The 20,091-nt window shown below is 63.5% G+C and carries 21 protein-coding genes; 11 read left to right on the top strand and 10 right to left on the bottom strand.

Annotated elements, in window-relative coordinates:
* Positions 1-28: 28 nt before the first annotated feature.
* Positions 29-1,051, bottom strand: a complete 1,023-nt coding sequence (locus CK219_RS01090; protein WP_095765553.1) for a fatty acid desaturase — start codon at positions 1,049-1,051, stop codon at positions 29-31.
* A gap of 227 nt (positions 1,052-1,278) precedes the next feature.
* Between CK219_RS01090 and CK219_RS01085 the strand changes: the two genes are divergently transcribed.
* Positions 1,279-2,136, top strand: a complete 858-nt coding sequence (locus CK219_RS01085) for a helix-turn-helix transcriptional regulator (RefSeq protein WP_095764941.1) — start codon at positions 1,279-1,281, stop codon at positions 2,134-2,136.
* 155 nt (positions 2,137-2,291) lie between these two features.
* On the top strand, positions 2,292-3,314 hold the full coding sequence (gene bmt, locus CK219_RS01080; RefSeq protein WP_095764940.1) for a betaine--homocysteine S-methyltransferase: 1,023 nt from the start codon (positions 2,292-2,294) through the stop codon (positions 3,312-3,314).
* 8 nt (positions 3,315-3,322) lie between these two features.
* Here the strand turns inward: bmt and CK219_RS01075 are convergent, their stop codons facing one another.
* From CK219_RS01075 to CK219_RS01050, 6 genes are all read right to left on the bottom strand, one after another.
* Positions 3,323-3,583, bottom strand: a complete 261-nt coding sequence (locus CK219_RS01075; RefSeq protein ID WP_245340360.1) for a hypothetical protein — start codon at positions 3,581-3,583, stop codon at positions 3,323-3,325.
* 163 nt (positions 3,584-3,746) lie between these two features.
* Complete coding sequence (locus tag CK219_RS01070; RefSeq protein WP_095764939.1) at positions 3,747-5,954, bottom strand: VWA domain-containing protein; 2,208 nt, start codon at positions 5,952-5,954, stop codon at positions 3,747-3,749.
* Positions 5,955-5,956: 2 nt separating this feature from the next.
* Positions 5,957-6,517 carry an RNA polymerase sigma factor gene (locus CK219_RS01065; protein ID WP_095765551.1) on the bottom strand — a complete coding sequence of 187 codons (561 nt, stop codon included), beginning with the start codon at positions 6,515-6,517 and terminating at the stop codon, positions 5,957-5,959.
* A 182-nt stretch (positions 6,518-6,699) separates the two neighbouring features.
* Positions 6,700-7,431 (bottom strand): dienelactone hydrolase family protein, encoded by a 732-nt coding sequence (locus CK219_RS01060; protein WP_095764938.1) that lies wholly within the window; start codon positions 7,429-7,431, stop codon positions 6,700-6,702.
* A gap of 104 nt (positions 7,432-7,535) precedes the next feature.
* Positions 7,536-8,225 carry a 4Fe-4S dicluster domain-containing protein gene (locus CK219_RS01055; RefSeq protein WP_095764937.1) on the bottom strand — a complete coding sequence of 230 codons (690 nt, stop codon included), beginning with the start codon at positions 8,223-8,225 and terminating at the stop codon, positions 7,536-7,538.
* 89 nt (positions 8,226-8,314) lie between these two features.
* Positions 8,315-9,889 carry a trimethylamine methyltransferase family protein gene (locus CK219_RS01050; RefSeq protein WP_095764936.1) on the bottom strand — a complete coding sequence of 525 codons (1,575 nt, stop codon included), beginning with the start codon at positions 9,887-9,889 and terminating at the stop codon, positions 8,315-8,317.
* Between the two features lie 270 nt (positions 9,890-10,159).
* On the opposite strand from CK219_RS01050, the gene CK219_RS01045 reads away from it, so the two are divergent.
* Positions 10,160-10,858 (top strand): B12-binding domain-containing protein, encoded by a 699-nt coding sequence (locus CK219_RS01045; RefSeq protein WP_095764935.1) that lies wholly within the window; start codon positions 10,160-10,162, stop codon positions 10,856-10,858.
* Between the two features lie 84 nt (positions 10,859-10,942).
* Here the strand turns inward: CK219_RS01045 and CK219_RS01040 are convergent, their stop codons facing one another.
* Positions 10,943-11,077 carry an entericidin A/B family lipoprotein gene (locus tag CK219_RS01040; RefSeq protein ID WP_041003961.1) on the bottom strand — a complete coding sequence of 45 codons (135 nt, stop codon included), beginning with the start codon at positions 11,075-11,077 and terminating at the stop codon, positions 10,943-10,945.
* Positions 11,078-11,130: 53 nt separating this feature from the next.
* Here CK219_RS01040 and CK219_RS01035 point away from each other — a divergent pair, with 53 nt between their 5' ends.
* Positions 11,131-11,772 (top strand): DUF1638 domain-containing protein, encoded by a 642-nt coding sequence (locus tag CK219_RS01035; protein WP_095764934.1) that lies wholly within the window; start codon positions 11,131-11,133, stop codon positions 11,770-11,772.
* A gap of 3 nt (positions 11,773-11,775) precedes the next feature.
* On the opposite strand, the gene CK219_RS01030 is transcribed toward CK219_RS01035, so the two are convergent.
* A complete protein-coding gene (locus CK219_RS01030; protein ID WP_095764933.1) occupies positions 11,776-12,687 on the bottom strand; it encodes an NAD(P)-dependent oxidoreductase in 912 nt (303 codons plus the stop codon).
* A gap of 238 nt (positions 12,688-12,925) precedes the next feature.
* Between CK219_RS01030 and CK219_RS01025 the strand changes: the two genes are divergently transcribed.
* The 6 genes from CK219_RS01025 to CK219_RS01000 all read left to right on the top strand — a co-directional run bounded on the left by CK219_RS01025 (position 12,926) and on the right by CK219_RS01000 (position 17,602).
* Complete coding sequence (locus CK219_RS01025) at positions 12,926-13,501, top strand: DUF4893 domain-containing protein (protein WP_095764932.1); 576 nt, start codon at positions 12,926-12,928, stop codon at positions 13,499-13,501.
* Between the two features lie 94 nt (positions 13,502-13,595).
* Complete coding sequence (locus CK219_RS01020) at positions 13,596-14,378, top strand: formyl transferase (protein ID WP_095764931.1); 783 nt, start codon at positions 13,596-13,598, stop codon at positions 14,376-14,378.
* A gap of 134 nt (positions 14,379-14,512) precedes the next feature.
* Entirely contained in the window at positions 14,513-14,815 is a 303-nt protein-coding gene (locus tag CK219_RS01015) for a virulence factor (protein ID WP_066999671.1), read from the top strand.
* Positions 14,808-15,398 (top strand): methylenetetrahydrofolate reductase C-terminal domain-containing protein, encoded by a 591-nt coding sequence (locus CK219_RS01010; protein ID WP_095764930.1) that lies wholly within the window; start codon positions 14,808-14,810, stop codon positions 15,396-15,398. The genes CK219_RS01015 and CK219_RS01010 overlap by 8 nt, the downstream gene beginning before the upstream one ends.
* Positions 15,395-16,486: a methylenetetrahydrofolate reductase gene (locus CK219_RS01005; protein ID WP_095764929.1), complete on the top strand. Its 1,092-nt coding sequence runs from the start codon at positions 15,395-15,397 to the stop codon at positions 16,484-16,486. Before CK219_RS01010 ends, CK219_RS01005 begins: the two co-directional genes overlap by 4 nt.
* A gap of 141 nt (positions 16,487-16,627) precedes the next feature.
* The gene (locus CK219_RS01000; protein ID WP_095764928.1) at positions 16,628-17,602 is read left to right on the top strand and encodes a methyltetrahydrofolate cobalamin methyltransferase; all 975 of its coding nucleotides are present in this window, start codon (positions 16,628-16,630) and stop codon (positions 17,600-17,602) included.
* Positions 17,603-17,681: 79 nt separating this feature from the next.
* Here the strand turns inward: CK219_RS01000 and CK219_RS00995 are convergent, their stop codons facing one another.
* Positions 17,682-17,924 (bottom strand): hypothetical protein, encoded by a 243-nt coding sequence (locus CK219_RS00995; protein WP_245340359.1) that lies wholly within the window; start codon positions 17,922-17,924, stop codon positions 17,682-17,684.
* 89 nt (positions 17,925-18,013) lie between these two features.
* Between CK219_RS00995 and CK219_RS00990 the strand changes: the two genes are divergently transcribed.
* Positions 18,014-20,083 (top strand): ASKHA domain-containing protein, encoded by a 2,070-nt coding sequence (locus tag CK219_RS00990; protein ID WP_095764926.1) that lies wholly within the window; start codon positions 18,014-18,016, stop codon positions 20,081-20,083.
* The last annotated feature ends 8 nt before the right edge of the window (positions 20,084-20,091 follow it).

The following is a 20,091-nucleotide window of genomic DNA, read 5'->3' as shown; positions in this document are numbered from 1 at the left end:
CCGCGAAAAAAGGGGCGGGATAGTCGAATTACTCCTTCGGCGGCTCGGCGGGAACCGGCGCCGTGCCAAGTCCGCTGACATTGCGCGCCCTGACGCGCGGCTTGAAGGCGCGGCCCGGTTCCGGCGTGCGCCGCAGCACCGGATGGACGATCGGCTCCTTGGCCCTGAACGCATGGGCTTTCAGCATCGCAAAATAGTTCGGATAGGCATAACCGTTGTTCATCCGCAGCCATTCCCCGCGGCGCTCGCGAAAGAGCTTCGGCAGCCGGTACCAGGCAATGGTCGGGCTCTTGTGATGAACGAAATGCAGATTGTTGTTCAGGAACAGGAAGGAGAGCGGCGAGCGCTCGACGATCACCGTTCGCCCCTCCGGATGCTCCGACCACTGGTGCTCGGCATAGGTGCGGATCGAGATCAGCGACTGGCCGAGCCACACCGGCACCAGGATATAGAGCCACAGCGGGATGCCGAAGCCGAACGTGACGATCGGCGCCACAACCGCGAGGCCGACGGCATGCAGCGCCCAGGCCTTGCGGATCGCTTCGTCGCCGGCAAGGATCTGCTTGGCATCGTCGATGAAGAAACCGACAGAGGACAACCACGGACCGAGGACGAGGCGGCCAACCATGGTGTTGTTGATCTTGAGCAGAAGCTTCATTGTCGGCGGCAGGCCCTCATGCATCCAGAGCGCCTGATAGTAGCTCTCCGGATCGTCGAGCGGATCGGTCAGGCGCTCGTCTGCATGATGGCGAAGGTGGATAGTCTTGAAGCGGCGGAACGGCCAGACCATGCCGATGGGCAGGAAGACGAAGGCTTCATTGATCCTGGCGTTGCGGGTCGGATGACCGTGCAGCACTTCGTGCATGATCGACGATTGCAGAGCCAGGATAAAGGGCAGGACGGCAAGCGCCAGAAGCGGATGGGATGGCCAGACAAGGAAACCGGTGGCGAGCCATGCGCCGTAGCAGAAGAGTGTGAGGGAGACTGTCGGCCATTCGACAGCCGGTGTGCTGCTACGTCTCTTTTTCGTGCCGGTATTCACGCTTGCCATGCTCTCGACCACTGCCCTCAGTCGCCGGAACCAACTCGATTCCTGACAACATTGTGTCAGTAGCCTGCCGTTACATCAACGCGACAATGCGCACAAACCGTTGCGAATGCGCATTTTTGGCGGCATATGTTATACATTGTAAACAAACATCGGGATTCATTTCCGCCTGAACCCCGTTCAGAACGGCTCCGGCGCAAATTTTTCCTCTCCGACACGGAAGCAGCGTGATGGACAAGCGCGATCTGTCGACGACCTTTCGGGAGCGCCTGAAATTGCTCTTGACACGGTCCGACCTGAACCAGTCGGCCTTTGCGACGGCGGTCGGCATCGACCGTTCGGCGCTGTCGCAGCTCCTCTCCGGCGCCTCGACTCGCCTGCGCCGCGCCGAGACCCTCCTCAACATCGCCGCCGAGTTCAAAGTGTCGCTCGACTGGCTGCTGGGCCTGAGCCAGGACGAAGGGGTCACCGGCGAAATCAGAGAAAGCCTGGAGATCGAGGAGGCGCCCGACGGCTTCGACCGTACGCTTTTGGCCAAATGGCATGCCGAGGCGGCCGGCACCAAGATCCGCTATGTGCCCGCCGGCATTCCCGACCTTCTGCGGACCGAGGCACTGGTGGAATATGAGGCCGGCATTGCCAACAAGAGCCGTGAGGCGCAGGCAGGCGAAACGCAATATCGCATCGACTACAACCGTCGGCCGGAGACCGACATGGAAGTCTGCATGCCGCGCCACACGCTGGAGATCTTCGCGCGCGGCCTCGGTGTCTGGGATCGTTTCCCCGAGGCCGAACGGCGCAAGCAATTGCTGCACATGGCGGCGCTGCTTGACGACCTTTATCCGACCTTTCGCCTGTTCCTCTATGACGGCCGCATTCGCTATTCGATCCCCTATACGATCTTTGGCCCCTATCGCGCCGCGATCTATGTCGGCGACATGTATATCGTGTTGAGCGCCACTCAGCCGATCCGCACGCTCACCAGCCATTTCGACAACCTGATCCGGGCCGCCGACATCAACGCGCACGAGGCCGCGAGCTTTGCGCAAAAGCTGGCCGCAATGTCCTTCCCATCAGGCTCTGCCTGATCGCGCGCATCGATATCATCTTGGCTGCCCCTGATCGTTCCAGCGAAACCCGTGGCCTTTCGCGGCCGCAAATTCGTTGACTGGACATAAAGACTTCTTTATATCGTTATTTAAATTTGAACGCGAAAGCCATTCCACGCAGGAAATTCAGGGCCATGACCGCGACCAACCCGATTGACGCACTGCTTGCCGAAAAAGGCGTGCTTTTGGCCGATGGCGCCACCGGCACCAATCTGTTCGCGATGGGTCTTGAGGCCGGGGAAGCGCCTGAGCTGCTCAATGAGACGGCGCCCGAGACCATCGCCAGCCTGCATCAGAACTTTGTCGACGCCGGCGCCGATATCATTCTCACCAACTCCTTCGGCGGCACTCGCCACAGGCTGAAGCTGCATCACGCGCAGGATCGCGTCCACGAGCTGAACAAGCGCGCCGCCGAGATTGCCCGCTCCGTCGCCGACAAGGCCGGCCGCAAGGTGATCGTCGCCGGCTCCGTCGGCCCGACCGGCGAATTGCTGGTGCCGCTTGGCGCCATGACCTATGACGAGGCGGTCGAGGCCTTCGCCGAACAGATCGAGGGCTTGAAGGCCGGCGGCGCCGAAGTCGCCTGGATCGAGACCATGTCGGCGCCGGACGAGATCCGCGCCGCGGCTGAGGCCGCCATCCGGGTCGGCCTGCCCTATACCTACACCGGTTCCTTCGACACGGCCGGCCGCACCATGATGGGCCTGCTGCCGAAGGATATCCACGCCGTCGCCGATGGCCTGTCGCAGGCCCCTCTCGGCGTCGGCGCCAATTGCGGCGTCGGCGCTTCCGATATCCTGGCGTCGCTGCTCGACATGACCGAGGCGAAGCCCGATGCGACCGTGATCGTCAAGGGCAATTGCGGCATTCCGGAGTTCCGCGGCGCGGAGATCCACTATTCCGGCACGCCGGAGCTGATGTCCGATTATGTGCGGCTGGCGGTCGATGCCGGCGCCAAGATTGTCGGCGGCTGCTGCGGCACCTCGTTCGCGCACCTTGCTGCCATGCGCAAGGCGCTGGACGCGCACACCAAGTCGACCCGCCCGACCGTCGAGACGATCGTCGAGCGCATCGGCCCGATGCGCAACAAGGCGGCGACGGCAAACACCGCCGAGACCAGCGAAGCCCGCCGCGAGCGCCGGCGCAGCCGCGCCTGATACGTTTTCTACTTGCTGTTTTCAGCGTAGCGCGACAGCGCAGTATTGAGATCGGTGCCGGCACTGCCCTGGTTGTCGGCGCCCATCGTCATCAGGGCGCTCGATGCGCCGGGGTCGCTGATCTGCTCAAGCATCGAGCGAAAACGGTCGTTGTTGAGGGCCGAAAGCGCTGTGTTGCGCGCCGCGTCGACATCGTTCCTGATTCGCGCGGCTTCCGCTGAAGCAGCGGACGGTCCGCGCACCGGGGCATTGGCCGTCGTCGAGTTCACGTTCCCCCTTGTCGTGATATGCACTGCTGATCCCTCAAACCCTTGTCAGCACCGACTAACAGAAGCTCGTTGCGGCGAGGTTCCGGAAAAGCCGTGCAATTTAACGATCGAAAAAAGGCCGGCAGGATCTGTCCCGCCGGCCTTTCCTTCAATCCGCAATGGCCTACTTGTTGCCGCCCAGCGATGAGGCCAGCCGCACCAGCGACAGGAACTCCGCCCGATAGCCGAATGGATCGGCGCCGCGCGCGGCATTGGCGATCTCTGCGATGCGGTCATAGCTGAAATTCGCGGTCTGATCCTCGTCGCGCAGCTTCTGCCCGAAGGCCGCGACGGCAACCGAAAAACGTTGGTCGGCGCCGGCCGCATCGAAGGACGAGACCTCATTGGCGGCGGTCACCGGCGTGGTGATGAGCTTCGAGACGTTCTCGTCCGGCAGCTTGTAGCGGATCTTGACGAAGGCATATTCGCCGGCATTGGCGACGCCGCCATTGTCGACCTTGGCCTGGCCGTAGCGCAGCGGATCGACCTGCTCGCCACCGCTGCCTTTAGGCGTGATCTCATAGACCGCGGTCACCGAATGGCCCGAGCCGATATCGCCGGCATCGACGCGGTCATTGTTGAAATCCTCGCGCTTCAGCGCGCGGGTCTCATAACCGACGAGACGGTATTCGGAGACCGTGGCTGGGTTGAACTCGACCTGAATCTTGACGTCTTTGGCGATGGTGAACAGCGTCGAGGAGGCATCCTCGACCAGCACCTTCTCGGCTTCGGCCAGCGTGTCGATATAGGCCGCCGTGCCATTGCCGTTCTGCGCGATGATCTGCATCATCTGGTCGTTCAGATTGCCGCGGCCGAAGCCGAACACCGAGAGGAACACGCCCGTCTTGCGCTCCTTCTCGATCAGCCGCTTGAGGTCGTCGTCATCGGTCTGGCCGACATTGAAGTCGCCGTCGGTGGCAAGCATCACACGGTTGACGCCGTCCTTGACGAAGGATTGCTGCGCAAGCTTGTAGGCCTCGCGGATGCCTTCTTCGCCGGCCGTCGAGCCGCCGGGCGCCAGATTGTTGATTGCCGCAAGGATCTTCTGCTTTTCCGCCCCCTTGGTCGGCATCAGCACCGTGCCGGCATTGCCGGCATAGGTGACGATCGAGACGGTGTCGTCTGGCTTCAGCTTGCTCACCAACAAGCGGAAGGCGGATTTCAGCAGCGGCAGCTTGTCGGGCTCGTCCATCGAGCCCGAGACGTCGATCAGGAAGACCAGATTGGCCTTCGGCTGCTCAGCCGGCTTAACGTCGAAACCCTTGATCGCGACATGCATGAGCTTGGTATGCTCGTTCCACGGCGTCGGCATGACGGTGACGGTCGAGTTGAACGGCGTCTTGGTCGAATCCGGTCCCTTCCAGTCATAGGGGAAGTAGTTGATCATCTCCTCGACGCGGACCGTGTCCGGTTCGGGCAGACTGCCTTCCTTGAGCGAGCGCCGCACGAACGAATAGGAGGCGGTATCGACGTCGATCGAGAAAGTCGAGACCGGATCCTGGGCTGTTTCATGCACCGGATTGGTTTTGAAATTCTCGACGCGATCGCGGTTTTCCTCCTGCGGCTGCAGTTGGTCGACCGGCATGGGCGCGGGCTGCACCATCAGCTTGGAATCGGCGACGGCGGGCGGAGACGCCGGAACGGCGGGCGGAGACGCCGGAACGGCGGCCGCGCCGCCTGCCGGCGCCTTGTCGGCCCGCTCAGCCTCATCGACGCTAGGCGGTGTCATCGACATGATCACTCTGTTTGACGACCCGTCCTTGTCGCCGGCCGCGAGCTGGCCGCTCTCCGCCGGCGCAGGCTGCAGGGCGCGCTTGCTCTCCGGCGCAGCCTCCTGCTTGAGCAGGCCGTCGACCTCTGTCGCCGGCTTCGGCGCCGCCACTTGTGAATTGGCCCGAGTCTCGGCGTCGGCGTCTGTCTTCTTCTCCTTGGCCGGCGCCGCTGCCAGCGGCTCGTTAATCGCGGGCTGTTCCAGCGCAGGCTTCTGCGCCGCCGGCTTGTCGGCCAAGGTCTCGGTGACCGTGCCGTTGCCGCCGACGACGGGCGGGTGGTCCTTCAGCATCTCGAAAGCGGCATAGCCGGCGATAGGCAGCGCGACCAGCGCGGTGATGGCCGGTGTGGCGATGAGTTTCCGTTGCATGATGTCTCTCCAGAGCATTCTTGCTCGCTCCGTGAGACGAAGGCCTGCGAACGTTCCTTGGCGAACAGGCGAGATTTTTTCGTCGAGGTCAAAAGCCTGCATCGCGGCGGCGAACGCGCGCGCCTTCGCCTCGCCGTCCGGCGCCGGTACCGCGATATCGCGCAGCCTTTCGAGTTCGTTGTCGTCGACCATGGTCACACTTCCCCGGCTGAGCGCATCAGCAGCTTCAGCCGTTTCTTCGCTTCATGGATGTGCCAGGACACTGTCGTCTCCGAGATCGCCATGATCTCGCCCGCCGCCGCGTGGTTGAGACCTTCGCCATAGACCAGCAGCACCGCGTCGCGTTGCTTGTCGGGCAGCATCCGCACCGCCGCCCACAGCGCCTCGGCCGGATCGTCGATCTCCGCCGACGCGTCGCCCGCGATCAGCGCATAGGCGCCGTAGGCATCGGTTTTGGCGGTGTCGCGGGCGCGCTTGCGCATCATGTCGCGCGAAGCGTTCAGCGTCATGGCATAGAGCCATGTCGTGAAGGCGCCGCTGCCCTGATAATCGCGGATCGCGCGGCCGAGCCGCACGCAGACGTCCTGGGCGATGTCCTCGGCGTCGGCTTTGCGGCCGCACCAGCGAAAGGCGGCGCGATAGACGAAGCCGTAATGCCTTTCGAGCAATCTGCCGAAAGCACCCCTGTCTCCGCCCCTCGCCCGCCCGATCAGTTCGGCATCGGAGGCTTCGCCGTCGTCCAGCATCATCGCCATCATTTGCCTGTTGGACGAAGGCTAATGGCCAATCCTTGGGGCGATGGAAAGATTTTTTTGCGGAGGCGCATTTCCTTCTGCCCGTTCACGGGGAGAAGGTGCCCGAAGGGCGGATGAGGGGCAGCGCGAACATTCGAAGGCTCGCGCTGCACGACGCCCCCTCCGCGATCTGCGAAAGAAGGCTAACCCAGCGTCTCTTTGAAAAACGTCGTCAGCCGCTTCCAATGCCTCTCGGCGCCCGCCTCGTCATAGACGCTGTGGTCCTTGACGCACCAGCCGTGGTCGACGCCGACATAGTTTTCGATGACGTGGTCAACCTCTGCCACCCTGAGCGCCTCTGCCAGCCGCGCCGACTGCTCCGGCGGGAAGCTGCGGTCGACGCCGGCGACGCCGACATAGACGCGCGCCTTGATCGAGGACGCCTTGCGGTGCGGGCTGTCGGCCGCGTCGCTGGCGAGATTGCCGCCATGGAAGCTTGCCGCGGCAACGATCCGGTCCGGATAGCTCGCCGCCGCGTTTAGCGCCCGCGCGCCGCCCATGCAGTAGCCGACGACGCCAGTCGGTCCGGCGATCCCCTCGGCGGCCAGAGCATCGAGGAACGCGCTGCCGTCGCGGATGGTCATGCCCTGCGTCGTGCCGCCGCTCAGCATCAACAGCAGGGCCTTGGTCTTTTCCTCGGCAAAGGCGGTTTTGGGATCGAACGGACCATAGGGCGCATAGCGGTAGAAGAGATCGGGCACCAGCACGGCATAGCCATGCTCCGCGAGGCGCTCGGCCATCTGGTCGAGCGCCGGGCGCGGACCGAAAATATCCATATAGAGTATGACGCCAGCCTTGGCCGGCGCGGCTGGACGAAACAGCCGTGCCTTCGCCGTGCCGTCCAGGGTCTTGATCTTGATGTCCTGCTTCGTCATTGCGCGCTCCGCCGGTTGCCAGGCGATAGATATCCGCACCGCCCGGCAGGGCAAGCCGCAACCTCTCGATCGCGGTCAAGTTTCCGTGCGGTTCGGAAGAATGCCTACAGTCCGGCGAACGCCGCCATATGGAAAGCCTGGACATCGGCCGGATAGCGATACTCAGCGCCGTAAGGACAGGCGTTGCGGTCGAGGCAGCCGCCGGCGCGGCAGGGCGCACCATCCGTGCCACGCACATGCACCAGGCACGCCCCGTGCGCAAAGCCATCCACCGAATATGCGCCGACCGGGCAGCATTTCAGGCAGGGTTTTTCGACGCATGCGTCGCAAAGGTGAATCGGCTGATGAGCTTCCGGAAGAGAAATCTCGTCCTCGAACAGCAATGCGGCGCGATAGGCATGCCAAAGTCCATAGGTCGGATGCATGAGGATGCCGAGCGGCGACGGCTTCAGCCCTTCGGCCCGCATCGCCCACTTCTGGAACGGCAGATAGGGCCGGTCCGAAGGCGACACCGCGCGGGCGCCGAATTCTTTCGCCACCGCGCCGATCACCTCGCGCGACCAACTGTCGAGTGGGTTGGCGATGTCCCTCGCCTGTCGTTCCCGCCAGCGCTGGAAATGCGGCCAGGGCGCCGCGCCCGCCTGTCCGACAAGCAGCACGGATTTGGCCGGCGCGCCGGAAGGCCCGGCTGGCGCCACCTCATCGTCACCGAAGCTGAAACCGCCGCGGAGAATCAGGCCGTTGGCCGCGAGTGCGGCCGCAATCTCCTCGACCGTGCCGCGGAAAAAAGTCATCCCTTCCGGTCCGGGTCGGAGAACGCGCTCCGCCAGACTTCCTTGTGGATGATGTCGGCCACTTTAGCCCGGCCTGACTCGGGCTCCTTTCACGTGAAGGCGTCGGCCATCGAGCCCTTCTTCCTGGCGATGAAGTCCTTCAGCGCCTCGTCGATGGCCGGATCGAGATGCGGCGCCTCGTAGCTTTCCAGCCAGCGGCGTGCGAGCTCGTTGGCGCGCTGCGGGGCGGTCTTCTCGCCTTCGGCCAGCCACTGCTCGTAGGAATTGTTGTCGGCGATGCTGGAACGGTAGAAGGCCGTCTGGAAATTCGCCTGCGTGTGGTCGCAGCCGAGATAGTGGCTGCCCGGACCGACCTGGCGGATGGCGTCCATCGCCTGGCCGTTTTCCGACAGGTCGACACCTTCGGCAAACTTCTGCTGCATGCCGAGCTGGTCGATATCCATCATGAATTTTTCGTAGCAGGACGCGAGACCGCCCTCGAGCCAGCCAGCCGAATGCAGGACGAAATTGGTGCCGGCAAGGATCGTCGAGTTGAGCGTGTTGGCGCTCTCATAGGCTGCCTGCGCGTCCGGGACCTTCGAGGCGCAGAGGGAGCCGCCGGTGCGGAACGGCAGGCCGAGCCGGCGCGCGAGCTGCGCGGCGCCGTAGGAAACCAGCGACGGCTCCGGCGTGCCGAAGGTCGGCGCGCCGGACTGCATCGAGATCGACGAGGCGAAGGTGCCGAACAGCACCGGCGCGCCAGGCCTGATCAGCTGGGTGAACGAAGCGCCGGCGAGCACTTCGGCCAGCACCTGCGTCAGCGTGCCGGCGACGGTTACCGGGCTCATCGCGCCGGCCAGGATGAACGGCGTGACGATGCAGGCCTGGTTATGGCGCGAATAGACTTTCAGCGCGCCTAGCATGGTCTCGTCGAACACCATCGGCGAGTTGGCGTTGATCAGGCTGGTCAGCACCGTGTTGTTCTCGACGAAGTCGTCGCCGAACACGAGCTTGGCCATCGCCACCGTGTCCTCGGCCCGTTCCGGAGCCGTCACCGAGCCCATGAACGGTTTATCCGAATACCGGATATGCGAGTAGATCATGTCGAGGTGGCGCTTGTTGACCGGCACGTCCACCGGCTCGCACACCGTGCCGCCCGAATGGTGGATCGAGGGCGCCATATAGGCGAGCTTCACGAAATTCTGGAAATCCTCGATCGTCGCGTAGCGGCGGTTGCCGTCGAGGTCGCGCACGAAGGGCGGGCCGTAGACCGGTGCGAATACGGTCGCGTTGCCGCCTATCTGCACCGAGCGCTCCGGGTTGCGCGCATGCTGGGTGTAGATCGAAGGCGCGGTCTTCAACAGCGAGCGGCAAAGACCTTTCGGAAAATGCACGCGCTCGCCCTTGACGTCGGCGCCCGCTTCCTTCCAAAGCGCCAGCGCCTCGGCGTCGTCGCGGAAAATGATGCCGATTTCTTCCAGCACAGTGTCGGTATTCTTCTCGATCAGCGCCAGGCCTTCCTCGTTGAGGACCTCGTAGACATTGATCTTGCGCTTGATATAGGTGAGCTGTGTGCCCGGACCGCCGCCCGAGCGCGCCGCGCGCCGGGCCGCCGCGCCGCCGCTGGCACCGCGCCCGCGCCGTGCGTTTGACGCTTCCTGGTCGACTGCCGCGTTCTCGCTCATGATCGTGCTTCCTATAAAACCTGGTCTGGATTGGCTCGCGGCCCGTAACCGCCGCTTCTCGCCGGATCGTAACCATGCACCCTATTGGAAACGGCCCGCCAGCGCCAACGCCTGTCGCAAAATCGACAAGAAAAGCGCCAACTTTCCAGTCGCTTTCCTTTTGCGGGAAGTCGCAAATCAGCTATGGCTAGCTTGCCCTCGCGGGTTAGGTATTGGCGCATTGATTTTTAGGCTGCCGCAGTCATTCCGAGCAGCAAGGAGCCCGAGAAAATGTCCGACGACGAGATCATCCTTTCCGAGCTTTCCGACGACGAGCTCGTGCAGCAGATGCACGACGACCTGTATGACGGCCTGAAGGAAGAGATCGAGGAAGGCACCAACATCCTTCTCGAGCGCGGCTGGGCGCCTTACAAGGTGCTGACCGAGGCGCTGGTCGAAGGCATGCGCATCGTCGGCGAGGATTTTCGCGACGGCATCCTGTTCGTGCCGGAAGTGCTGCTCTCCGCCAACGCGATGAAGGCCGGCATGGCCATCCTGCGCCCCTTGCTCGCCGCCACCGGCGCGCCGAAGCAGGGCAAGATGGTGATCGGCACCGTCAAGGGCGACATCCACGACATCGGCAAGAACCTGGTCGGCATGATGATGGAAGGCGCCGGCTTCGACGTCATCGACCTCGGCATCAACAACGCCGTCGAGAAATACCTGGACGCCATCGAGCAGCACCAGCCCGACATCATCGGCATGTCGGCGCTGCTCACCACCACCATGCCCTATATGAAGGTCGTGATCGACACGATGAAGGAAAAGGGCATCCGCGACGACTATGTCGTGCTGGTCGGCGGCGCGCCGCTCAACGAGGAATTCGGCAAGGCCGTCGGCGCCGACGCCTATTGCCGCGATGCTGCGGTGGCGGTCGAGACCGCCAAGGACTTCATGAAGCGCAAGCACAACGTTCGCGCTTCCGCCTGACCCAAGGCATCAGGATGGATCGACAAGAAAAGCCGCGCCTTGCAGCGCGGCTTTTTTGTACCAGATGATAGGCGAGGCTGCCGATCAGTTGACGGTGTCTTTGACCGCCCTTGCCGTCGATTTGACGTCCTTGCCGACGCCCCGGATGGTGTTGGCGCAGGCCGTGAGTGCAAGCGCGCAGGCCAGGATGGCGATCGGCGCGATGCGTAACAGTTTCATGGACGGTGTCTCCCTCGACAGATATTAAGCCCCGCAGCGAAAGCCGGCTCGACTTGGTCAAGACGCAAAAAACGGAACCGAATCAAACAGACAGGCTGCTCGTCATCGCCTGCGGGATGATTGCGCGCGAAGTTTTGGCCGTCAAGCAACAGCTAAAGCTCGACCATCTCGATCTGACCTGCCTGCCGGCCGAGTTCCATTTCTATCCGGACCGCATCGCGCCGGCGATGGACAAGGCGATCGAGAAGGCCAAGGCGGAAGGCTACCGGCACATCTTCGTCGGCTATGCCGATTGCGGCACCGGCGGCCTACTCGATCGCGTCATCCAGAAGCACGGCGTCGAGCGAATGGCCGGGCCGCACTGCTTTGCCTTCTACCAGGGCATGGACGCCTACGCCAAGGTCGCCGACGACGACATGATGTCGTTCTACATGACTGATTTCCTCTGCCGCCAGTTCGAGGCCTTCTTCATCAAGCCGCTCGGCCTCGACCGGCATCCCGAGCTGATCAAGGATTATTTCGGCAATTACGAGAAGCTGATCTATCTCGCCCAGACCGACGATCCGGAGCTCGACAAGGTCGCCGAGAAAGCCGCCGCCATGCTTGGCCTCGCCTATGAGCGCCGCTCGACCGGCTATGGCGACCTGACCGGCGAGCTGGCGCGGACGGCACAGGGCGCCGCCCGAGACGGCTAGCCGTCACGCCTGTTCCAGCGCTGCAAGCACATCGGCGAAGCTGGTCCTGCAGACGAAGCCCAGCCGCTCCCTCGCCCGCGACGGATCGTAGACGCGGTCGATCGAGGAAAACATCGTCCAGCCCTTCCTCGCATAGAGCCTCGAATAATCCGGGAAATAGCGCGCGACGACCGTCGGCGCGTCGGCGATCAGCTCGGCGCAATCCTGCGGCCGGAACGGCGTCGGCGCCGAGATGATGAAGATGTCGAAGCCAAGGCTCGGCGCCTTCTCCAGGGCCGCCACATGGGCTTCCGCCGCATCCTCCACCGTCAGTCGCCGGAACAGCAACTCGTTGGCCTTGGTGTTGGCATCGGACTGCTCGATGGCATGCGCCATGTCGTCCGCCTCGGGAAAGAAGCGTGCCGTGCGCAGCACCACCACCGGCAGTCCATGCTCGATATGGTAGAGGCGACAGAGATGCTCGGCCGAGAGTTTCGTCACGCCATAGATGTTGCGCGGCTCAGGCGACATCTCTTCCGTCAGCCAGGCGGCCCTACGCGCGCCGCCCTGGAAGCCGGCGCGGATTGCCTGCGAGATCATGAGCGATGTCGTCGAGGTGAAGACGAAGCGTTGCACGCCGCAGGCCACGGCAGCATCGAGCAGATTGAGCGTGCCTTGCACGTTCGTGGCGATAAAGGCCGTGTTCTCATGATGCTCGATATTCGGCTTGTGCAGCGCCCCACTGTGAATGATGGCTTCGATGCTGTTCTCGCGGACGGTCTTCAGGACAAGATCGCGATCCGCGATCGAGCCGACGACTTGCGTGCGCGCCGAGGCAACCGGATCGAGACCGACCACCTCATGGCCGAGCGCTTCAAGCCTCGGCTTGAGCATGCCGCCCAACCAGCCGGACGATCCCGTGAGCAAGATTCGCATCGATCAACCGCCATTTTCTAGAGCATGATGCCGAAAAGTGTGGAGCGGTTTTCGGACGACATCATGCTCTATCTCTTTGATTTGGAGCCGGATTCAGATTTCAGGTCGACCCGACCTGAAATCATCCGGCTCTGGCTCACGCTGTAAAGCACGGATGACAGGTGAGCGCGAACCGGTAAGTTGTGCGCCAGCGATAGAAAGAACTTTGTTCCAGCAATTGATTTGAGGAAACACGTTCATGATGCCTCGCCTGTTCCTTACCGCCCTCGGTCTCGTAGCCCTCACTTTGCCGTCCCTTGCCGACGGCGAGGTGCAGAAGCTGATCACGGCAGCCGACAAGGCGCGGTTGGACAAATATGGCGATACGCGCAAGGCGGCTCTCGAGGCGGCAAAAGCCGGCGATCCGTCCGAGGTCAAGCAGTTGGACGAACTGCTCGCCAGGCCCCTCGTCGCCTTCTCCGACAAGGATCTCACCGGCAACTGGAAGTGCCGCACCATCAAGGTGGGCGGCCTGAGCCCGCTCATCATCTATGGCTGGTTCAAGTGCAAGGTGACCGACGACGGCTCCGGTTGGCGCCTCGCCAAGATCAGCGGTTCGCAGCGCACCGCCGGCCGCTTCTTCGACGACGGCGAGAAACGCGCCATCTATCTCGGCTCGTTCTCGGTCAATGATGACAAGGCCAAGCCCTATGGCAGCGGTCTCGAAAGCGACCAGGTCGGCTACGCCTTCCGCAACAGCGCCAGCGAATGGCGCATCGAATTCCCCGCGCCCTATTACGAATCGAAGCTCGACATCATGGAATTCAAGCGCTGAACCCGTCCTCTGCTGCCTCGTTGAAACGGCGCCGTCACACCAAGGATTAACCTGCTCCGCATAGCATGCGCGCAATTTCAAGCGGGTGGGTGCCGTGGCAGCGTCGGACTCGAATACGCGACCGATCGTGGTCGTCACCGAAGGTGGCCCGCATATCTGGGCCATCGTCAATGCGATTGCCGACCGCGTCGGTCCCGTCAGCGTCATCCTCGAATCCGCCGAATCCAAAAAGCGCCTGCTCATCCGCCGTGCGCGACGTCAGGGCTGGATCTCGGCCATAGGCCAGCTCGGCACCATGGTGCTGACCAGGCTCGGCAAGCGGTTCCTCGCCGGTCATGCCGAGAGGCTGATCGCCGAGGAGAAGCTCGACACTGAACCGCGGCAAGGTCAGGTGATCATCCATGTGCCATCCGCCAACGGGCCCGAATGCCTCGAGGCGGTCGCCAGGATCAATCCGGGCGTGGTGCTGCTTGCCGGCTGCAGGCTGTTGTCGAAGGAAACGCTGGCAAGAATGCCTTGCCCGGTGCTCAACTACCATGCCGGCACCGCGCCGAAATATCGCGGCATGAATGGCGGCTACTGGGCGCTGGCCTGCGGCGATCAAGGGAATTTCGGCACCACCGTTCACCTGGTCGATGCCGGCGTCGACACCGGCGGCGTGCTGAAGCAGGTGCGCGGCAGGCCCAAGACCGGCGATACGATCGCCAGCTACGCGCTGCGGCAGGCAGCCTTTTCGCGCGATATCTGCGTCGAGGCGGTCGGCAATGCGCTGGCCGGCAGACTGGAAACGATCGATACGGGCCTGCCATCGAAGCAATGGTATCACCCGACGATCTGGTTCTATCTCTGGACCGGCCTGACCAAGCGCGTCTGGTGATCAGTCGCAACGGATTTCAGCATTCGCTTTGCGCCATCGCCAGCGTCGCTTTTGAAGGCGCGCGCGTCGTCCCATAACAAGCGGCTCAACCACGCATGCGGCAATGCTCCATGACTTCGAGGAGTTGAGAATTCATGGCCGATCTGATCGTCGTCTACTGGCGCGACATCCCAGCCCAGGTCATCGTCAAGAAGGGCCGGCAGAACGCCAAGCGCGAATTGCCGCTGCGCTTCACTGAGGCGATAGACATGTGCGCCATGCGCACCGGCGCCGGCGGCACCGACGACTATCTGGCGGAATGGCGCAAGGCCGACCCGGTTCCGGTCGGCGACGACATCGAGGCCGAGGTCGAGAAGGCCTATCAGGAACTCGACACGAAATATGACCGCGAGCGGCTGGTCGCTCTGGTCAAGGCTGGCGGGAAAGAAAATGTCTGAGCAACACCCGGCGGTCACCCAGGCCACCTTGGTCAAGAAGGCAGCGCCGAAATCCGACTACAAGCCTGCCGACGTGTCGCCGCAGCGGCGCGTCCAGCGCACTTTTGCCGTCAGACTCTGGTCCATCCGGCACTCGCGGTTGCTCGAATGGTTCTACGGCCGGTTCGCCGACGCCTTCCTGCTCCTGCACCCTCTGTGGAAGGGCATCGGCTACAGCCGGGTCGAAGCCCCGGTGAAATTCATCGAGAAGCGCGTCAAGGGCTTCATGTTCGACTGCCGCATGTGCGGCCAGTGCGTGCTCTCCTCCACCGGCATGTCGTGTCCGATGAATTGCCCGAAGCAGCTTCGCAACGGCCCTTGCGGCGGCGTGCGCGCCAACGGCAATTGCGAAGTCGAGCCGGACATGCCTTGCGTCTGGGTCAAGGCCTGGGAAGGCTCGCGCAACATGGTGCATGGCGACAAGATCCTGACCGTGCAGAAGCCGGTCGATCAGTCGCTGCGCGAAACCTCGGCCTGGCTCCGCGTGACCGCGCAGGCCGCCGCCGCGCGCGAAGCGGCCAAGAATCCCGGAGCTTCGGCATGACCATCCGCCAGATCGACGAGAACCCGGCCGGCATCCACCTGCCGCTCGAGCCCCTGCCCGGCCACACGTCGCGCGGCCGGCTGGAGCGCGTGCTGCGCCGCGGCGAGTTCGCGGTAACGACCGAGCTCAACCCGCCAGACAGCGCCGATCCGGAAGACGTCTATAACCGCGCCAAGATCTTCGACGGCTGGGTCGACGCCATCAACGCGGTCGATGCCTCGGGCGCGAACTGCCACATGTCCTCGGTCGGCATCTGTGCGCTGCTCACCCGCATGGGCTATGCGCCGATCATGCAGATCGCCTGCCGCGACAAGAACCGCATCGCCATCCAGGGTGACGTGCTGGGCGGCGCCGCGATGGGCGTCGCCAATATGCTCTGCCTCACCGGCGACGGCGTGCAGGCCGGCGATCAGCCCGGCGCCAAGCCGGTATTCGACCTCGATTCCATGTCGCTGCTCGAAACCATCCGCATCATGCGCGACAATGGCAAGTTCCTGTCCGGCCGCAAGCTGACGACGCCACCGCAGGTCTTCCTCGGTTGCGCGGTCAATCCCTTCGCACCGCCCTACGACTTCCGCCCGATCCACCTCGGCAAGAAGATCGCCGCCGGCGCGCAGTTCGCGCAGACGCAGTATTGCTTCGACGTGCCGATGTTCAGAACCTTCATGCAGAAGGCGCGCGACCTCGGCCACACCGAAAAGCTCTTCCTGCTCTGCGGTGTCGGCCCGCTCGCCTCCGCCAAGACCGCGAAATGGATCCGCTCCAACGTGCCGGGCATCCACATCCCCGATGCGGTTATCAAGCGGCTGGAGGGCGCGCAGGATCAGAAGAAGGAAGGCAAGCAGCTCTGCATCGACATCATCAACGAGGTGAAGGAAATCCCGGGCGTCGCCGGCATCCATGTGATGGCCTATCGCCAAGAAGAATATGTCGCCGAGATCGTCGATGAATCCGGCGTGCTGAAAGGCCGCCAGCCTTGGAAGCGGGAGATCCGCCGCGACGACCAGCTGGTCGCCGACCGGCTCGACCACCTGCTGCATGACGAGATTACCGAAACCCAGGTGGATATGGTGAAGACCGCGCATTGATGTATGTCGCCCCAAAGTGGGAACCGGTTTGGGCAACGACACACATGAACCTAGAGCCTAAGAGCGCGGACGGCACGCATTCACTTGAACCAAATCAGATAACGATATAAAGAAGTCTTTATATCCCGACGGAGAGATCGCATGACCCGCACCATCGTCGCCTCGGCGACCCGAGAAATCGTCATCGGCTTCGATCAGCCCTTCTGCGTGATCGGCGAGCGCATCAACCCGACCGGCCGCAAGAAGCTGGCCGCCGAAATGGTGGCCGGCAATTTCGAGACCGTCATCAAGGATGCGCTGGAACAGGCCGCCTGCGGCGCCACTATGCTCGACGTCAATGCCGGCGTCACCGCCGTCGACCCCAATGCGACCGAGCCGGCGCTTCTGGTGCAGACGCTGGAGATCGTGCAGGGCCTGGTCGACCTGCCGCTGTCGATCGATAGCTCGGTCAGCGCCGCGATCGAAGCCGCGCTGAAGGTCGCCAAGGGCCGCCCCCTGGTCAACTCCGTCACCGGCGAGGAAGAAAAGCTCGAGGCCATCCTGCCGCTGGTCAAGAAATACAACGTTCCGGTCGTCGCCATCTCCAACGACGAGACCGGCATCTCGATGGACCCGGACGTCCGCTTCGCCGTCGCCAAGAAGATCGTCGAGCGCTGCGCCGATTTCGGCATCCCGGCGCATGACGTCGTCGTCGACCCGCTGGTGATGCCGATCGGCGCGCTGGGCGATGCCGGCCGCCAGGTGTTCGCGCTGCTGCGCCGGTTGCGCGAAGAGCTCAAGGTCAACACCACTTGCGGCCTCTCCAACATCTCCTTCGGGCTGCCGCACCGCCACGGCATCAACGCCGCTTTCATCCCGATGGTGATCGGCGCCGGCATGACCTCGGCAATCATGAACCCGGTCCGTCCGCAGGAAATGGAAGCCGTGCGCGGCGCCAATGTGCTGAACGGCACCGACGAGAACTGCACCAACTGGATCCGCACCTACAAGGATTATAAGCCGGCCGAAGGCGGCCAAGCGGTTGCGGCTCCGACGGCCGTCAATGCGCCGGGCGAAGGTAACGGCAATGGCGGCCGGCGCCGCGGCGGCCGCGAAGCCCGCATGGCCAGAGGATAAGCGCGCAATCGTGAGCCGCACCGCAAGCAAGGCTGGTCCGATCGCATCGTGGATGCGGCCGGACAGCTCTGCTTTGCGTTCAGGCCACGCCCAATATGGCGTCGAACAACGCCATTCCCGCCCACGATCCGAAAATGCCTGTAACGCCGCCGACGATGAGATCATCATCATAGGCGGGCCAGAACGCGTGCAGCAGCAGCGCGCCGACGATCGCGCCGAGGATCCCGGTGGCGAGATATTGCGGGTTGCGCAGCCACGAGCCCTTGATCACGCGCACAACGGTGAACGCGGTGAAGATGGCGGAGAGCAGCAGATCCGACATGGTTGGCCCCTGGACCAACGGACTCTCCGCCCAATAGTAAAACGATCCGTTAAACGGCATCGGCGATTGCCATCGAGACACGTGCCAGCATGAATCCTCCCCCCAACATCACCGATCCGCTCGTGCTGTTCATGCCGTCCGGCAAGCGCGGCCGGTTCCCGATCGGAACGCTGGTGCTCGATGCCGCGCGCCAGCTCGGCGTCTATGTCGAAAGCGTTTGCGGCGGCCGCGCCACCTGCGGCCGCTGCCAGATCGAAGTGCAGGAAGGCAATTTCGCCAAGCACAAGATCGTCTCGTCCAACGACCACATCTCGCCCAAGGGCGCCAAGGAAGAGCGCTACGAACGCGTGCGCGGCCTGCCCGAGCGGCGTCGCCTCTCCTGCTCGACGCAGATCCTCGGCGACCTCGTCATCGACGTGCCGCAGGACACGGTCATCAACGCCCAGACCATCCGCAAGGACGCAGATACCAGGGTGATCGCCCGCGATACGGCGATCCGCATGTGCTATGTCGAGATCGAAGAACCCGACATGCACAAGCCCCTCGGCGACCTCGACCGATTGAAAATCGCCCTGATGAAGGACTGGGGTTTCAAGAACCTCGAATTCGACTTCTATCTCATGCCGCAGGTGCAGGGCATTCTGCGCAAGGGCAACTGGACCGCCACCGCCGCCATCCACAAGGACGCCGACAGCGACATCGCGCGCGTCATCGCACTGTGGCCCGGCCTGAAGAACGAGGCATACGGCCTTGCCTGCGACATCGGCTCGACCACCATTGCCATGCATCTGGTGTCGCTGCTGTCGGGTCGCGTTGCTGCGTCCTCCGGCACGTCCAATCCGCAGATCCGCTTCGGCGAGGATCTGATGAGCCGCGTCTCCTATGTGATGATGAACCCGGACGGTCGCGAAGGCATGACGGTCGCCGTGCGTGAGGCGATCTCCGGCCTCGTCGACAAGGTCTGCGCCGAAGGCAATGTCCAGCGCAACGACATCCTGGATTCCGTCTTTGTCGGCAATCCGATCATGCATCATCTGTTCCTCGGTATCGATCCGACCGAGTTGGGCGGCGCGCCTTTCGCGCTTGCCGTCTCCGGCGCGGTGCGCATCAAGGCCTCCGACATCGGCCTGAAGCTCAACCAGGGCGCGCGCCTCTATATGCTGCCTTGCATTGCCGGCCATGTCGGCGCCGACGCGGCCGCCGTCACCCTGTCGGAAGGCCCGCATCGCCAGGACGAGATGATGCTGATCGTCGACGTCGGCACCAATGCCGAGATCGTGCTCGGCAACTCCACGCGCGTGGTGGCAGCCTCCTCCCCGACCGGCCCGGCTTTCGAAGGCGCGGAGATCTCCGGCGGCCAGCGCGCGGCGCCTGGCGCCATCGAGCGCGTTCGCATCGATCCCGAAACGCTGGAACCGAAATATCGGGTCATCGGCTCGGAACTGTGGTCCGATCAGCCGGGCTTCACCGACAGCGTGCAGGCCACCGGCGTCACCGGCATCTGCGGCTCCGGCATCATCGAAGTGGTGGCGGAGATGTATCTCGCCGGCATCATCTCGGAGGATGGCGTCGTCGACGGATCGCTCGGCCTGCGCTCGCCGCGCATCGTGCCCAACGGCCGCACCTTCTCCTACGTGCTGAAGGAGGGCGAGCCCAAGATCACCATCACCCAGAACGACGTGCGCGCCATCCAGCTTGCCAAGGCGGCGCTCTATGCCGGCACCAAGCTTCTGATGGAAAAGCAGCACACCGACCATGTCGACCGCATCCATTTCGCCGGTGCCTTCGGCTCTTTCATCGATCCGAAATACGCCATGGTGCTCGGCCTGATCCCGGATTGCGACTTGGACAAGGTCCAGGCCGTCGGTAACGCCGCCGGCGCCGGCGCGCGCATGGCGCTGCTCAATCGCGGTTACCGGCGCGAGATCGAGGAGACGGTGAGCAGGATCGAGAAGATCGAGACGGCGCTTGAGCCGAAATTCCAGGAGCACTTCGTCTACGCCATGGCGCTGCCGAACAAGGTCGACCCCTTCCCGAAACTGGCGGCCGCGGTGAAGCTGCCGCCGCGCAAGGCGATGAGCGAGGACGGCACCGCCGGTGACGCTACCCCACGCCGGCGTTCACGCGAGGAGCGTGCTGCACGGCGCGGTCGGGACTAACGTTTCAG

Source organism: Mesorhizobium sp. WSM4313 (assembly GCF_002294725.1).
Classification (GTDB): domain Bacteria; phylum Pseudomonadota; class Alphaproteobacteria; order Rhizobiales; family Rhizobiaceae; genus Mesorhizobium.
Note: the sequence above shows the minus strand (reverse complement) of the source record. Positions and strands in the feature narration are given on the sequence as shown.